The sequence below is a fragment of the Pseudomonas sp. MEJ108 genome, assembly GCF_030208985.1.
In the GTDB taxonomy this organism is placed as follows: domain Bacteria; phylum Pseudomonadota; class Gammaproteobacteria; order Pseudomonadales; family Pseudomonadaceae; genus Aquipseudomonas; species Aquipseudomonas fragariae.
The window spans coordinates 179,353-192,700 of the sequence record NZ_JARVSW010000006.1; the positions used below are offsets into that span (position 1 = coordinate 179,353).

Below are 13,348 nucleotides of genomic sequence, written 5' to 3' on the forward strand. Positions count from 1 at the left end.
CTGGTGATCAGTCGGCTGAAAAGCGTGCTTTCGGTGAAGCCATCGGCGTCGGTCCCGTACCGTCGAGCGGTATGAAACGATCGAGCTCGGCGTCATAAGCCAGGATCTCGCTGGTTTCGATGCTGTAGACCCAGCCGTGAATGAACAATTGGCCGCTGGCCATTTTCGCTGCGACCGAAGGGTGGGTGCGCAGGTGTTGCAACTGGGAAATCACGTTTTCCTGAGTCAGGACCTGCATGGTTTCCAGTTCGCCGCTGCAGCTGCAGTTCTGCTCGACCACCGTGCGGGCAACCTCGGCATGGCGCAACCAGGCTTTTACCGTAGGCATCTTGTCCAGGCTGTCAGGGTTGAGCACTGCGCGCATGGCGCCGCAGTCAGAGTGTCCGCAAACGATGATGTGCTGCACGCCCAGTGCAACCACTGCGTATTCCAGAGCGGTGGACACGCCGCCGTTCATCTGGCCATACGGCGGTACGACGTTGCCGACGTTACGCGTCACGAACAGGTCGCCCGGGGAGCTTTGGGTAATCAATTCGGGCACGATGCGCGAGTCGGCGCAGGTGATGAACATGGCCCGTGGCGACTGAGCGGTCGCCAGCTTCTTGAACAGCTCTTCCTGCTGGGGGAAGACCTCTTTACGGAAATGCACAAAGCCATCGACGATATGTTTCAACGCTACGTCGGCGCTGTCTGAATGGCTTGATGTGCTGGACGACGTAGCCGAATGCTGTTTACCGATGTCTGTCATGTCTTCATCCTCTCTGACGAATTGATGTGGATTCTTCATGCCTGTTTGACCAGAGCCGGATGTGATCCCTCTCTGAAGGGCATCACGAACAAATCCCTTGAGCGCTATCGCTGATGACACTCCGAGTAACAGACTAATCGCCGAAGCTTAAACGAAACTGAATGCGATGGCTCTGGGACGCGGGTTTGCACGATAGTACCAAGTTCGTCACAGCAGCGACATTTGCCCTCCCGGCGGACAAAACGCATCGCAATCGAGTGCAAATCCACCCCGTTTGTTCAATCCGAGCCGTTTGATCGCCAGGGCATAGCGTTGAGCCAGCAGGTCGGCAAACGGTCCTTCGCCACGCATTCGAGAACCAAACGTGCTGTCGTACACGGCTCCGCCGCGACTTTGACGAATCAGACTCATGACATGCTCGGCGCGTTGCGGGTAATGCGTCTTCAGCCACTCGTCGAACAGTGGCGCGACTTCCAGCGGCAGGCGCAGCATCACGTAGCTGGCGCTAAGGGCGCCTGCAGCCTTCGCTTCGCTCAGCAGTGCCTCCAGCTCGCTGTCATTAATCATCGGGATCATCGGCGCACACAGCACACCGACCGGGACACCCGCCTGGCGCAATACCCGAATGGCCCGCAGGCGGGCCTTGGGCGCCGCAGCCCTGGGTTCGAGGATGCATTTGAGTTCGTCATCCAGTGTGGTCAGGCTGATGAACACCGACACCAGCCGTAGCCTGGCCATCTCTGCCAGCAGATCCAGATCGCGCAGGATCAGCGAGCCTTTGGTAATGATGCTGACCGGATGCCGATAGCGCAGTAACACCTCAAGCGTCGCCCGGGTGATGCGGTACTCACGCTCGATTGGCTGGTAGGGGTCGGTGTTGGCCCCGAGGGTAATGGGCGCGCAGCGGTAGCCGGGCTTGGACAGCTGCTGCTCGAGCAGCGCCGCCGCGTTGGTCTTGGCGATCAGCCTGGTCTCGAAGTCCAGGCCGGGCGACATGTCCCAGTAGGCGTGGCTGGGTCTGGCGAAACAATAGATGCAGCCGTGCTCGCAGCCCCGGTAAGGGTTGATCGACCTGTCAAAGGGGATATCCGGCGAGCTGTTGCGGGTAATGATGCTTTTGGCTGTTTCGCTGGTGACCTGGGTGCCTTGCGTAAGCGGCACTTCCTGATACCAGCCATCATCTTCGGCCACCGACTGACTGGGTGCGAAGCGGTTATGCGGATTGCTGGCAGTACCTCGGCCACGAACCGGATAGGGGCTGGACATCGGGCATTACTCTTATACTGTTCATGCATACAGTACAGTATAAAGCCTGGATGAATCACCATGGCCGGCCTGCAAAACACCGCCCGCCTGACGGGCGGTGCCTTGGGCAGGCAGGAAGACGATCAGGCATCGCCCTCGTGGGTCAGTTCCAGCACGCGGTCAACCAGCTTGTTGATGCCCGAGGCCGCCTCGCTGATGCTCTTGGCGACCATGTAGGCAGGTGTGCTGACCAGTTTTCGGGCTTCGTCCTCGACGATATCATCGACGGCGCATTCCGCATGGCTGCCGCCCATTTTGGTGATGGCCGCAGCGGTTTCAGGGTCGTTGCCGATGGTGCAGGTAACGCCGGGGCCATAGATCTTGGCCGCGAGTGCCGGGGTGATGCAGATCAGCCCGACCGGTTTGCCGGCTTCGGCAAACGCCTCGGCGAGCTCCAGCAGTCCGGCTTCGACCTGGCAGGCCGGGCCTTGCAGGGCAAGGTCGGAAAGATTCTTTGCCGAGCCAAAACCGCCCGGGATGATCAGGGCGTCAAAGTCTTCGGCATTTGCTTCGCGGATGTCCTTCACTTCGCCGCGTGCAATGCGCGCAGACTCGACCAGCACATTGCGCGACTCGGGCATTTCCTCACCGGTCAGGTGATTGACCACATGATGCTGAGTGATGTCGGGCGCAAAGCACTGAACCTGCGCACCGCGCTGATCCAGACGCAGCAGGGTGAGGACGCTTTCGTGAATCTCGGCACCGTCGTAGACGCCACAGCCGGAGAGGATTACAGCCACTTTTTTCTGCATCGATTTCGGCTCCTTTTGCTCGATCAACCTGAGGCTTGTTTTAATTTGTCTGTTCAGTTGATCGCTTAACGGGCCGAGTGTTCAGTTCAGGCATTGCTGGTTGTGCAAAGGTGCATGGGGAGGGCGGTGGTCGCGCTGTCGCCGAGCGAGGCCTGTCAGCCTGCGCTCGGGAGGGGGACTGAGCGTTTATTCGTCGGATTTTTTCGTCAGGTCGACGGGCACGGTGATCGGCTCCTCCAGGTCGGAGGCCGCTGCCGATGCGCAGAAGCGGCTCCTTTCTTCACGCTCTTCACGGGCGATACGGGCGTTCTTGATGCGTCGGCGTATCCACAGGGCCAGCCCCAGCAGTATCAGTGCGCCCAGCACCCAGAGTTCATATTTCTTGACGTTGCCCAGCAAGCCTTCGAGCACCGCGCCGAAATGGTAGGCAGCTGAACCCAGCGCTGCGGCCCAGACAGCCGCGCCGATACCGTTCAGCAGGAGATAACGCCCGGGGGGATAGCCCGACAGGCCGATGGCCACAGGCATGACCGTTCGCAGGCCGTACACGAAGCGGAAGCCCAACACCCAGATGTCCGGGTGCTTGCGGACCAGCCGCAGCGCCTTGTCGCCCATGAGTTGCCAGCGAGGTTTGCGCGCCAGGAGCTTGCGGCCATGCTTGCGCCCCATGAAATACCACAACTGGTCACCCGCATAACTGCCAAAAAAGGCTACGAGGATGACGATGTTGAGGTCCATGTATCCGCGAAACGCCAGAAATCCGGCAAGAACCAGAATGGTCTCGCCTTCAAAAAAGGTGCCGAGGAACAGGGCGAAGTAGCCGAATTCGTTCAAGAAATTCTGGAGCATTGTCTGGATGCTGGCGAAATGAACGCGCAGCCTAACGCGCCCAAGGCAATCATGAAAGTGTCCATATGTGTCTCGACGTTAAAGATTCTTGCAACCACAATGGTCCTATCCCTTCAAAGGCCGTGACCGCGACGTGCAGTCGCAGGTCGAACCATGACTGTCACACATTGGTCATAATGGCGGCTTATAACTGTCGCGCTTGCCCGCGTAAGCGGGCTCAGGAGTCTCGCCGTGAGCTTTACCCCCGCTAACCGCCTGTTTCCTCTCACTCGTCTGCGCCGTAATCGCCGCGACGACTTTTCCCGTCGGCTGGTGCGTGAAAACGTTGTCACTGTCGACGATCTGATTCTTCCGGTATTTGTACTCGATGGTGAAAACCGTCGTGAGTCCATCGCCTCGATGCCTGGCGTCGAGCGCTTGAGCGTGGATCTGTTGCTCAAGGAAGCCGAGCACTGGGTCGCGCTGGGTATCCCTGCGCTGGCGCTGTTCCCGGTGACACCGCCGGAAAAGAAATCCCTCGACGGCGCCGAAGCCTGGAACCCGGACGGCATCGCCCAGCGCGCGACCCGCGCCCTGCGTGACCGTTTCCCGGAGCTGGGCGTCATCACTGATGTGGCGCTGGACCCGTTCACCACGCATGGTCAGGACGGCATCCTCGACGAAGAGGGCTATGTTCAGAACGACATCACTGTCGACGCGCTGGTGAAGCAGGCGCTGTCGCACGCCGATGCCGGTGCTCAGGTGATCGCTCCGTCGGACATGATGGACGGTCGTATTCAGGCCATCCGCGAGTCTCTGGAGCTGGCCGGGCATGTCAATGTCAGGATCATGGCCTATTCGGCCAAGTACGCCAGTGCCTACTACGGCCCGTTCCGTGATGCGGTGGGTTCCTCCCTGAATCTGGGCAAGGCCAACAAGGCCTCCTATCAGATGGACCCGGCCAACAGCAACGAGGCCCTGCACGAAGTGGCGGCCGACCTTGCCGAAGGCGCCGACATGGTCATGGTCAAGCCAGGCATGCCTTATCTGGACATTCTGTACAGGGTCAAGGATGAGTTCAAAGTGCCGACCTTTGTTTATCAGGTCAGCGGTGAATACGCGATGCACATGGCCGCAATCCAGAACGGTTGGCTGAGTGAAGGGGTGATTCTCGAATCCCTCACTGCCTTCAAACGCGCCGGCGCCGACGGCATCCTTACCTACTTTGCTGTTCGCGCCGCTCAACTGTTGAAGGGGCAATAGCCTCACAGGAACATTCATGAATACCGAAGCACTCATCGAAGCCGCTGTTCAAGTCGATGTCCCGGAGGCAACGCCCGTGGTCGAACCTGACATCGAAGTAATCCCGGCCATCGAGGCACCCGCCGCTCTGGTGCCCGCTATCGTCGCGCCCAACCTGGACGACAGCAGCCTGTATATCCACCGTGAACTGTCGCAACTGCAGTTCAATATCCGGGTTCTGGAACAGGCGCTCGATGAGTCCTACCCGTTGCTGGAGCGGCTGAAGTTTCTGCTGATCTTCTCCAGCAACCTCGATGAGTTCTTCGAGATTCGTGTTGCAGGCCTGAAGAAGCAGATCACCTTTGCCCGTGAACAGGCGGGCGCCGACGGTCTGCAGCCGCATCAGGCGCTGGCCAGGATCAGCGAGCTGGTCCACGGTCATGTGGATCGTCAGTACGCGATCCTCAACGACATTCTGCTGCCGGAGCTGGAGAAACATCAGGTCCGCTTCATTCGTCGCCGTCACTGGACGGCCAAGCTCAAGGCCTGGGTACGACGCTACTTCCGCGACGAGATCGCGCCGATCATCACCCCGATCGGTCTCGACCCGACGCACCCGTTCCCGTTGCTGGTCAACAAGAGCCTGAACTTCATCGTCGAGCTTGAAGGTATCGATGCCTTCGGGCGCGACTCCGGTCTTGCGATCATTCCCGCGCCGCGTCTGCTGCCGCGTGTGATCAAGGTGCCGGAAGAGGTCTGCGGGCCTGGCGATAACTTCGTGTTCCTGTCGTCGATGATCCACGCCCACGCTGACGATCTGTTTCAGGGCATGAAGGTCAAGGGCTGCTACCAGTTCCGCCTGACCCGCAACGCCGACCTGGCGCTGGACTCCGAAGATGTGGAAGACCTGGCGCGCGCACTGCGTGGCGAGCTGTTCTCGCGTCGCTATGGTGATGCGGTACGTCTGGAAGTGGCGGACACCTGCCCGAAACACCTGTCGGACTACCTGCTCAAGCAGTTCAACCTGCACGAGTCCGAGCTGTATCAGGTGAATGGCCCGGTCAACCTGACGCGTCTGTTCAGCATCACCGGCCTGGACAGCCACCCCGAATTGCAATACCCGCCGTTCACGCCAGCCATCCCCAAGCTGCTGCAGAACAGCGAAAACGTTTTCAGCGTGGTCAGCAAGCAGGACATCCTGTTGCTGCACCCTTTCGAGTCGTTCACGCCGGTGGTCGACCTGCTGCGCCAGGCGGCAAAAGATCCGCACGTGCTGGCGGTACGCCAGACGCTGTATCGCAGCGGCGCGAACTCGGAAATCGTCGATGCACTGGTCGATGCCGCGCGTAACGGCAAGGAAGTCACTGCGGTGATCGAGTTGCGTGCGCGTTTCGACGAAGAGTCCAACCTGCAACTGGCCAGCCGCCTGCAGGCCGCCGGTGCGGTGGTGATCTACGGCGTGGTCGGCTTCAAGACCCACGCCAAGATGATGCTGATCCTGCGTCGCGAAGCCGGCGAGATCGTACGTTATGCGCATCTCGGGACCGGCAACTACCACGCCGGTAACGCACGTCTGTATACCGACTACAGCTTGCTGACCTCCGATGACGCCTTGTGCGAAGACGTCGGCAAACTGTTCAGCCAGTTGATCGGCATGGGTAAGACGCTGCGCATGAAGAAGCTGCTGCACGCGCCGTTCACGCTCAAGAAAGGCATGCTCGACATGATCGCCCGCGAGACGCAATTTGCGCTCGATGGCAAACCTGCGCACATCATCGCCAAGTTCAACTCGCTGACCGATCCGAAGATCATCCGGGCGTTGTACAAGGCCAGCCAGTCCGGTGTGCGCATCGATCTGGTGGTGCGCGGCATGTGCTGCCTGCGTCCGGGCATCGCCGGGGTTTCGCACAATATCCATGTGCGCTCGATCATCGGCCGCTTCCTGGAGCACACGCGGGTGTTCTACTTCCTCAATGGCGGCGACGAGCAGATGTTCCTGTCGAGTGCCGACTGGATGGAGCGCAACCTCGACAAGCGCGTCGAGACCTGCTTCCCGGTGGAAGGCAAGAAGTTGATTCTGCGTGTGAAGAAGGAGCTGGAAAGCTACCTGACCGACAACACCCACAGCTGGCTGTTGCAGTCGGACGGGCGTTACGTGCGCAGCACGCCGACCGGTAATCAGAACCCGCGAAGCGCCCAGGCGACCCTTCTGGAGCGCCTGAGCAACCCGGTCCTCAGCGTACGCTGAAGACGATGCCGACTCGGGTCAGCCACTCCGCTTCCAGGGCGAAGTCGGCCTGAGTCAGCTGATTGTTTTCCAGCCAGCCTTTCGGGAATTCGGCGTCCAGATTCGGGCCGTCGGCACGCAACGTCACACGCGGCATCTCCTGGGTGCCGCGAATGTGGTGAAACAGAATCGCAAAGCGCAACAGCACGCACAGGCGAATCAGCTTGATGCCTTCAGCGCCGAAATCGGCGAACTTGTCCTTGGGAATATTACGGCGATGACCGCGCACCAGCAGTGCGAGCATTTGCTGGTCTTCGCGTGAGAAGCCGGCAAGGTCCGAGTGCTCGATCAGGTACGCGCCGTGCTTGTGGTAGTGATAGTGGGCGATGTCCAGGCCGATCTCGTGCACCTTGGCCGCCCAGCTCAGCAGTTCGGCATAACTCTCGTGCTGCAATTCCCAGCTCTCGGCAACCTGCTCCAGCGCATGCAGCGCCTTGGCTTCGACGCGTGCAGCCTGTTCCAGATCGACGTGATAACGCTCCATCAACGAGCTGAGTGTGCGTTCACGTACGTCTTCATGATGATGGCGGCCCATCAGGTCGTACAGCACGCCTTCACGCAGGGCACCTTCGCAGTGATCCATGCGCTTGAGTTCGAGGGCGTCGAAGATGGCTTCCAGAATCGCCAGGCCTGCGGGAAAAATGGCGCGACGGTCGGGCTTGATGCCATCGAAGTCGATCTTGTCCACGTCACCCAGCTTGAACAGCTTGCGCTTGAGCCAGGCCAGCCCTTCGGCGTTGACCTCGCCAGCGCCGTAACCATTGGCCTTGAGCGCCAGACCGATAGCACGAATGGTGCCTGACGAGCCGATCGCTTCATCCCACTTGAGGCGATGCAGCGCGTGTTCAATGCTCATGATTTCCAGGCGCGCAGCGGTGTACGCCTGAGCGTAACGGGCCGGTGTCACCTTGCCGTCGCGGAAGTAGCGCTGGGTAAAACTCACGCAGCCCATCTGCAGGCTTTCACGCAGCAGCGGCTCGAAGCGCTGGCCGATGATGAATTCGGTACTGCCGCCGCCGATGTCGGCGACCAGACGTTTGCCCGGGGTGTCGGCCAGCGTGTGGGAGACGCCCAGGTAAATGAGGCGCGCTTCCTCGCGACCGGAAATCACTTCCACCGGGTGGCCGAGAATTTCTTCGGCGCGGTGAATGAAGTCGTTGCGGTTACGCGCCTCGCGCAGGGCATTGGTGCCCACGATGCGCACCGCACCGGGCGGCAGCCCGTTGATCAACTGGGCGAAACGTTTCAGGCAGTCGAGACCGCGCTGCATGGATTCTTCGGTCAGCTGGCGCTCTTCGTCGATGCCAGCGGCCAACTGCACCTTCTCGCCCAGGCGCTCAAGAATGCGAATCTCGCCCTGATTGGCTTTTGCCACAACCATATGAAAGCTGTTGGAGCCCAGGTCGATAGCGGCGATCAGTGAAAAATTCTTGGGTGTTGAGTGCGGCATGGTCAGGAAATCCGGTTCGATAACCGGACCATCGTGCCACGATCCATGCCTGCCGCCAACGCGAAGCTGTTCAGGCACCGGAAATACCCGGTATTACTCGCGCGCGTGGCGTATGGCTATCAATGCCATGTGACGCAGAGCGTTACCAAAATGCATTGCCACGCTAAAGCGTGCGGAACGAGAGGTATCCCTAAGAACGCCATCTTGTCTATGCGCCGCGCTCAGCGTAATACACAGTCTTCGTGGGAGCGAGCTTGCTCGCGAAGAGGCCGGTGCAGCCCCCGGAGATATGGTGTTTGGAGCAACGCCTTCGTGAGCAAGCTCACTCCCACCAGGATTTCTGTCCAGCCCGATACAGCATGTAGCTGTGACGCGGAGCGTCACGAAATGCATTTCCACGCGGAGCGTGAGGAACGATAAGTGCCCGCAACATGCTCCGCGCTCAGCGTAATACACAGTCTTCGTGGGAGCGAGCTTGCTCGCGAAGAGGCCGGTGCAGCCCCCGGAAATATGGCGTTTGGACCAAAGTCTTCGTGAGCAAGCTCACTCCCACCAGGATTTCTGTCCAGCCCGATACAGCATGTAGCTGTGACGCGGAGCGTCACGAAATGCATTTCCACGCGGAGCGTGAGGAACGATAAGTGCCCGCAACATGCTCCGCGCTCAGCGTAATACACAGTCTTCGTGGGAGCGAGCTTGCTCGCGAAGAGGCCGGTGCAGCCCCCAGAGATATGGTGTTTGGACCAACGCCTTCGTGAGCAAGCTCACTCCCACAAAGATTTCTGTCCAGCCAGACACTGCCGCTTCAGCCCTTTTCCAGGCTCTTCGGGGTTTGTGTATAACGCTGATCGCTTCGCGTGGACATGCTGTTCCGGACGCTCTGCGTTCAGCGTCAGGCGTGCTCCACTGTGCCGATGAAGTTCGCCAGTTCCGGGGTTTTCGGGTTGGCAAAGAGTTCTTTCGGGTCGCCCACTTCGTGCACCTTGCCCTGGTGCATGAACACCAGCTTGTCGCCCACTTCACGCGCGAAACGCATTTCGTGGGTGACCATGATCAGGGTCATGCCATCGGCTGCCAGCTGGCGGACCACGCTGAGCACTTCGTTGACCAGTTCCGGGTCCAGCGCCGAGGTGATTTCGTCGCACAGCAGTACCTTGGGCGACATCGCCAGCGCGCGGGCAATCGCCACGCGTTGCTGCTGACCACCGGACAGGCGATCCGGGAAGGCGTCGAACTTCTCGCCCAGGCCGACGCGTTCGAGCATCTTCCTCGCCAGTTTGGCGGCCTCGGCCTTCGGTACTTTCTGCACGACCTGCGGCGCCAGCATGACGTTCTCGCCCACGCTCAGGTGCGGGAACAGGTTGAACTGCTGGAACACCATGCCGACCTTCTGGCGCAGCGTGCGCAGGTCGGCGCGTGCGGCGTCCAGGTATTCGCCATCGACCTCGATCACGCCGTCATTGATCGACTCCAGACCGTTGAGCGTGCGCAACAGGGTGCTTTTGCCCGAGCCGCTGCGACCGATGATCGCCACGACCTGGCCTTCTTCGACCGATAGATCGATGCCTTTGAGCACGTGATGATCGCCATAGTATTTATGCAGGGCGGAAATTCTAAGCAGAGGCATGCAGTCTCCTTTCCAGATGGCGCGCGCACAGCGACAAGGGGTAACACAGGATGAAGTAGCCCAGAGCAACGAAGCCATAGACCATGAAAGGTTCGAACGTAGCGTTGGCCAGCATGCTGCCGGTCTTGGTCAGTTCGGTGAAGCCGATGATCGACGTCACCGCTGTGCCTTTGACCACTTGCACGGAAAAGCCGACCGTCGGCGCGACCGCGATGCGCAGCGCCTGCGGCAGAATCACATAGCGCATCTGCTCGAACGGGGTCAGCGCCAGGCTCGCGGATGCTTCCCACTGGCCCTTGGAGATTGATTCGACGCAGCCACGCCAGATCTCCGCAAGGTAAGCGCTGGTAAACAGCGTCAAGGCCAGTGCCGCCGCCGCCCAGGGCGAAATGTTCAGGCCCATCAGGGCGACACCGAAGAACACCAGAAACAGCTGCATCAACAGCGGCGTGCCCTGAAACAGTTCTATATAGAGTTTCGCGGTCACGCGCGGGCCGGATTTTTCCGAGGTGCGCATGCCCATGATCAGCAAGCCGATCAGCCCGCCGCCGATGAAGGCCACCAGCGACAAGGCCACGGTCCATTGCAGGCCGATCAGCAGATTGCGCACGATGTCCCAGAGGGTGAAATCCATCAGCGGTTCCTCGAGATGTAGCGACGTCCGATCCAGGCCAGCAGTTGCCGGATCAACAGCGCCATGGCCAGGTAGATCAGCGTGGTCACGATGTAGGTTTCGAACGAGCGGAAGTTGCGTGACTGAATGAAGTTGGCAAAGAAGCTCAACTCTTCAGTGGCAATCTGCGAGCAGACTGCCGAGCCGAGCATGACGATGATGATCTGGCTGCTCAGTGCCGGCCAGACCTTGCCCAGCGCCGGAACCAGCACCACGTGGCGAAAGGCTTCGTAGCGACTCATCGCCAGCGCAGCCGATGCTTCAAGCTGGCCCTTGGGAATTGCCTGGATACCCGCCCGCACGATTTCGGTCGAGTAGGCACCCAGGTTGATAACCATCGCCAGCACCGCTGCCTGCCATTCCGTGATCTGCACGCCCAGCGACGGCAGACCGAAGAAAATGAAGAACAGCTGGACCAGAAACGGTGTATTGCGGATCAGCTCGACATAGATGGCGAAGATCGTCGCAAAGGGCTGGATCTTCCAGGCCCTCACGACGGCACCGACAATGCCAAGGCTGACACCGAGCAAGGTGCCTATAGCGGTCAGTTCCAGCGTGAACAGAGCCCCACGCAACAGCACGTCGAGGTTCTGCAGGACCGGTGTGAAGTCGAAGTGATAAGCCATGGGTGAATCCTGTGACCGAAAAAAGCAGTGATCAGAGATCGGCGGGTAGCGGGTCCTTCAGCCATTTCTGTGACGCTTTTTCCAGCGTACCGTCAGCCTTGGCAGCGTTCAGAATCTCGTTGACCTTGCCCAGCAGTTCCGGCTGACCTTTGTTCACGCCAACGTACACCGGCGAGTCCTTGAGTTTCACTTTCATCGCCGGAATGCGCTTGGGATTGCGCTCACTGATGGCGACCATCACCACGTTGCCGCTGGCGATCAGGTCAGTCTGGCCAGCGAGATAGGCCGCGATGGTCGAGTTGTTGTCTTCAAAGCGCTTGATGGTCGCGCCCTCGGGAGCAACGTTCGACAGCTCGATATCCTCGATCGCGCCACGGGTCACGCTGATAGTCTTGCCTTTCAGGTCAGCGATGTCCTTGACCGGCGAATCAGGTGGGCCGAATACCGCCAGATAGAAAGGTGCGTAGGCGCGCGAGAAGTCGATGACTTTCTCGCGATCCGGGTTCTTGCCCAGGCTGGAGATCACCAGGTCGACCTTGCCGGTGGTCAGGAACGGAATGCGGTTGGTGCTGTTGACCGGGGTCAGCTCCAGCTTGACCTTCAGCTTGTCAGCCAGCAGCTGTGCAGTATCGATGTCCAGGCCGCGCGGCTTCATGTCCGGGCCGACCGAGCCGAATGGCGGGAAGTCCTGCGGAACGGCTACCTTGAGGGTGCCGCGCGCTACAACGTCGTCCAGGCCGTTGGCGTGGGCGGGTGTCTGGCTCAGCATCAGACTGGCAAACAATGCAGTAAGCAGGGCGCTGTAACGCTTGGTCATATGAAGTCTCCGGGCGAAACGAAAGGTGTTGGCCTGTCTCCAGTGCACAGCGCATGCCATTCGCTCTTGAGCTGCCATGAATAAGGGTTTGCAGCGTGTTTATGGTCTTACTGGTCTGACCAGTTGAGCGGCGCCGCGCCCTGCTTTGGCGCGCTTTAAAGCCTTGCCGCCCCAGGGCTGGGCGTCGCTTGCCGAATGTTCGAGATGGGGATAAAAGGGATTTTTACTGGACTGACTGGCCTGAACAGTGATGCCGCACACTTCACTCGCAGTACCCGAATCAGCCCTCCGGGCCATTCGCAAATTGATCGCCGAGCAAGGGTACAAGCCCGGCGAAAGCCTGCCGTCGCAACGCGATCTGGCGGTATTGCTGGGGGTCAGTCGTGCGTCCTTGCGTGAAGCCTTGTCGTCGCTCAGCGCACTCGGAGTGGTCAGTGTCCAGCCCGGCAAAGGCGTCTTCGTGCAGTCGATTTCTGAACCAGAACAGCGCACGGGTGGTTTTTCCTGGCCTTATGAAGCTCAGGTTTCCCCGGCCGACACTTTTCAGTTGCGCTATGCACTGGAAGGTTTCGCTGCAGGCATGGCCGCCGTGACCCTGACCGCCGACGAGCGCGATGTACTGGAGGACAACGTCGAAGCCATGCGCCTGGAATTGCGGGCCGGTGACTTCGAGGCTGCGGCGCGGCTGGACTTCGAGTTTCATCGGCACATTCTGGCCGCCAGCGGCAATCAGGCGATGCTCGGGATCGTGACTGCCGGGGCCGACATCTTCCTGGAAAGCCAGAAGATGCCGTTCATCCGGGCGGCCAGGGTCATGGAGACCTGGCAGGAGCACCGCAAGATCCTTCGCGCGCTGGCCCGACATGCGTCAGGGCCTGCGCAAAAGGCCATGCAGGACCATATTCGTGGCGCGGCACTGCGCACCGGCATCGTCTTCGTTTCGCCCGCGAACTGAGCTACTGCCATAACCTCAGTCATGTTCTACGATAGCAA

The 13,348-nt window shown here is 59.9% G+C and carries 12 protein-coding genes; 3 read left to right on the top strand and 9 right to left on the bottom strand.

Annotation, left to right across the window (positions count from 1 at the left end; genetic code table 11):
* Nucleotides 1-7: 7 nt before the first annotated feature.
* The 4 genes from QRN50_RS04150 to QRN50_RS04165 all read right to left on the bottom strand — a co-directional run bounded on the left by QRN50_RS04150 (nt 8) and on the right by QRN50_RS04165 (nt 3,654).
* Nucleotides 8-748 (bottom strand): carbonic anhydrase, encoded by a 741-nt coding sequence (locus QRN50_RS04150; RefSeq protein WP_003414103.1) that lies wholly within the window; start codon nt 746-748, stop codon nt 8-10.
* 207 nt (nt 749-955) lie between these two features.
* Nucleotides 956-2,014 (bottom strand): PA0069 family radical SAM protein, encoded by a 1,059-nt coding sequence (locus QRN50_RS04155; protein WP_024652631.1) that lies wholly within the window; start codon nt 2,012-2,014, stop codon nt 956-958.
* Between the two features lie 122 nt (nt 2,015-2,136).
* Nucleotides 2,137-2,805 (bottom strand): isoprenoid biosynthesis glyoxalase ElbB, encoded by a 669-nt coding sequence (gene elbB, locus QRN50_RS04160; protein ID WP_003403852.1) that lies wholly within the window; start codon nt 2,803-2,805, stop codon nt 2,137-2,139.
* 186 nt (nt 2,806-2,991) lie between these two features.
* Nucleotides 2,992-3,654, bottom strand: a complete 663-nt coding sequence (locus QRN50_RS04165; protein ID WP_011266302.1) for a DedA family protein — start codon at nt 3,652-3,654, stop codon at nt 2,992-2,994.
* Nucleotides 3,655-3,885: 231 nt separating this feature from the next.
* Here QRN50_RS04165 and hemB point away from each other — a divergent pair, with 231 nt between their 5' ends.
* Both hemB and ppk1 read left to right on the top strand, forming a co-directional pair.
* A complete protein-coding gene (gene hemB, locus QRN50_RS04170) occupies nt 3,886-4,896 on the top strand; it encodes a porphobilinogen synthase (protein WP_003403849.1) in 1,011 nt (336 codons plus the stop codon).
* 16 nt (nt 4,897-4,912) lie between these two features.
* Complete coding sequence (gene ppk1 / locus QRN50_RS04175; RefSeq protein WP_024643076.1) at nt 4,913-7,123, top strand: polyphosphate kinase 1; 2,211 nt, start codon at nt 4,913-4,915, stop codon at nt 7,121-7,123.
* On the opposite strand, the gene ppx is transcribed toward ppk1, so the two are convergent.
* The 5 genes from ppx to QRN50_RS04200 form a co-directional block, all read right to left on the bottom strand.
* Nucleotides 7,110-8,612: an exopolyphosphatase gene (gene ppx, locus QRN50_RS04180; protein ID WP_003403846.1), complete on the bottom strand. Its 1,503-nt coding sequence runs from the start codon at nt 8,610-8,612 to the stop codon at nt 7,110-7,112. The two genes, ppk1 and ppx, sit on opposite strands and share 14 nt — an antisense overlap.
* A gap of 892 nt (nt 8,613-9,504) precedes the next feature.
* The gene (locus QRN50_RS04185) at nt 9,505-10,239 is read right to left on the bottom strand and encodes an amino acid ABC transporter ATP-binding protein (protein ID WP_003432251.1); all 735 of its coding nucleotides are present in this window, start codon (nt 10,237-10,239) and stop codon (nt 9,505-9,507) included.
* A complete protein-coding gene (locus QRN50_RS04190; protein WP_032608017.1) occupies nt 10,226-10,876 on the bottom strand; it encodes an amino acid ABC transporter permease in 651 nt (216 codons plus the stop codon). The genes QRN50_RS04185 and QRN50_RS04190 overlap by 14 nt, the downstream gene beginning before the upstream one ends.
* Entirely contained in the window at nt 10,873-11,538 is a 666-nt protein-coding gene (locus tag QRN50_RS04195; protein ID WP_003403260.1) for an amino acid ABC transporter permease, read from the bottom strand. Before QRN50_RS04195 ends, QRN50_RS04190 begins: the two co-directional genes overlap by 4 nt.
* A gap of 31 nt (nt 11,539-11,569) precedes the next feature.
* Nucleotides 11,570-12,355 carry a transporter substrate-binding domain-containing protein gene (locus tag QRN50_RS04200; RefSeq protein ID WP_011266305.1) on the bottom strand — a complete coding sequence of 262 codons (786 nt, stop codon included), beginning with the start codon at nt 12,353-12,355 and terminating at the stop codon, nt 11,570-11,572.
* 250 nt (nt 12,356-12,605) lie between these two features.
* Here QRN50_RS04200 and QRN50_RS04205 point away from each other — a divergent pair, with 250 nt between their 5' ends.
* Nucleotides 12,606-13,310, top strand: coding sequence for a FadR/GntR family transcriptional regulator (locus QRN50_RS04205; RefSeq protein WP_024643077.1), 705 nt, complete (start codon nt 12,606-12,608; stop codon nt 13,308-13,310).
* Nucleotides 13,311-13,348 lie beyond the last annotated feature (38 nt).

What these genes read in the sequence shown, in the direction of transcription:
- QRN50_RS04155 (WP_024652631.1), bottom strand. Translation starts at nt 2,014, where the DNA reads ATGTCCAGCCCCTATCCGGTTCGTGGCCGAGGTACTGCCAGCAATCCG.
- QRN50_RS04150 (WP_003414103.1), bottom strand. Translation starts at nt 748, where the DNA reads ATGACAGACATCGGTAAACAGCATTCGGCTACGTCGTCCAGCACATCA.
- QRN50_RS04205 (WP_024643077.1), top strand. Translation starts at nt 12,606, where the DNA reads ATGCCGCACACTTCACTCGCAGTACCCGAATCAGCCCTCCGGGCCATT.
- QRN50_RS04165 (WP_011266302.1), bottom strand. Translation starts at nt 3,654, where the DNA reads ATGCTCCAGAATTTCTTGAACGAATTCGGCTACTTCGCCCTGTTCCTC.
- ppx (WP_003403846.1), bottom strand. Translation starts at nt 8,612, where the DNA reads ATGCCGCACTCAACACCCAAGAATTTTTCACTGATCGCCGCTATCGAC.
- elbB (WP_003403852.1), bottom strand. Translation starts at nt 2,805, where the DNA reads ATGCAGAAAAAAGTGGCTGTAATCCTCTCCGGCTGTGGCGTCTACGAC.
- QRN50_RS04195 (WP_003403260.1), bottom strand. Translation starts at nt 11,538, where the DNA reads ATGGCTTATCACTTCGACTTCACACCGGTCCTGCAGAACCTCGACGTG.
- ppk1 (WP_024643076.1), top strand. Translation starts at nt 4,913, where the DNA reads ATGAATACCGAAGCACTCATCGAAGCCGCTGTTCAAGTCGATGTCCCG.
- QRN50_RS04200 (WP_011266305.1), bottom strand. Translation starts at nt 12,355, where the DNA reads ATGACCAAGCGTTACAGCGCCCTGCTTACTGCATTGTTTGCCAGTCTG.
- QRN50_RS04185 (WP_003432251.1), bottom strand. Translation starts at nt 10,239, where the DNA reads ATGCCTCTGCTTAGAATTTCCGCCCTGCATAAATACTATGGCGATCAT.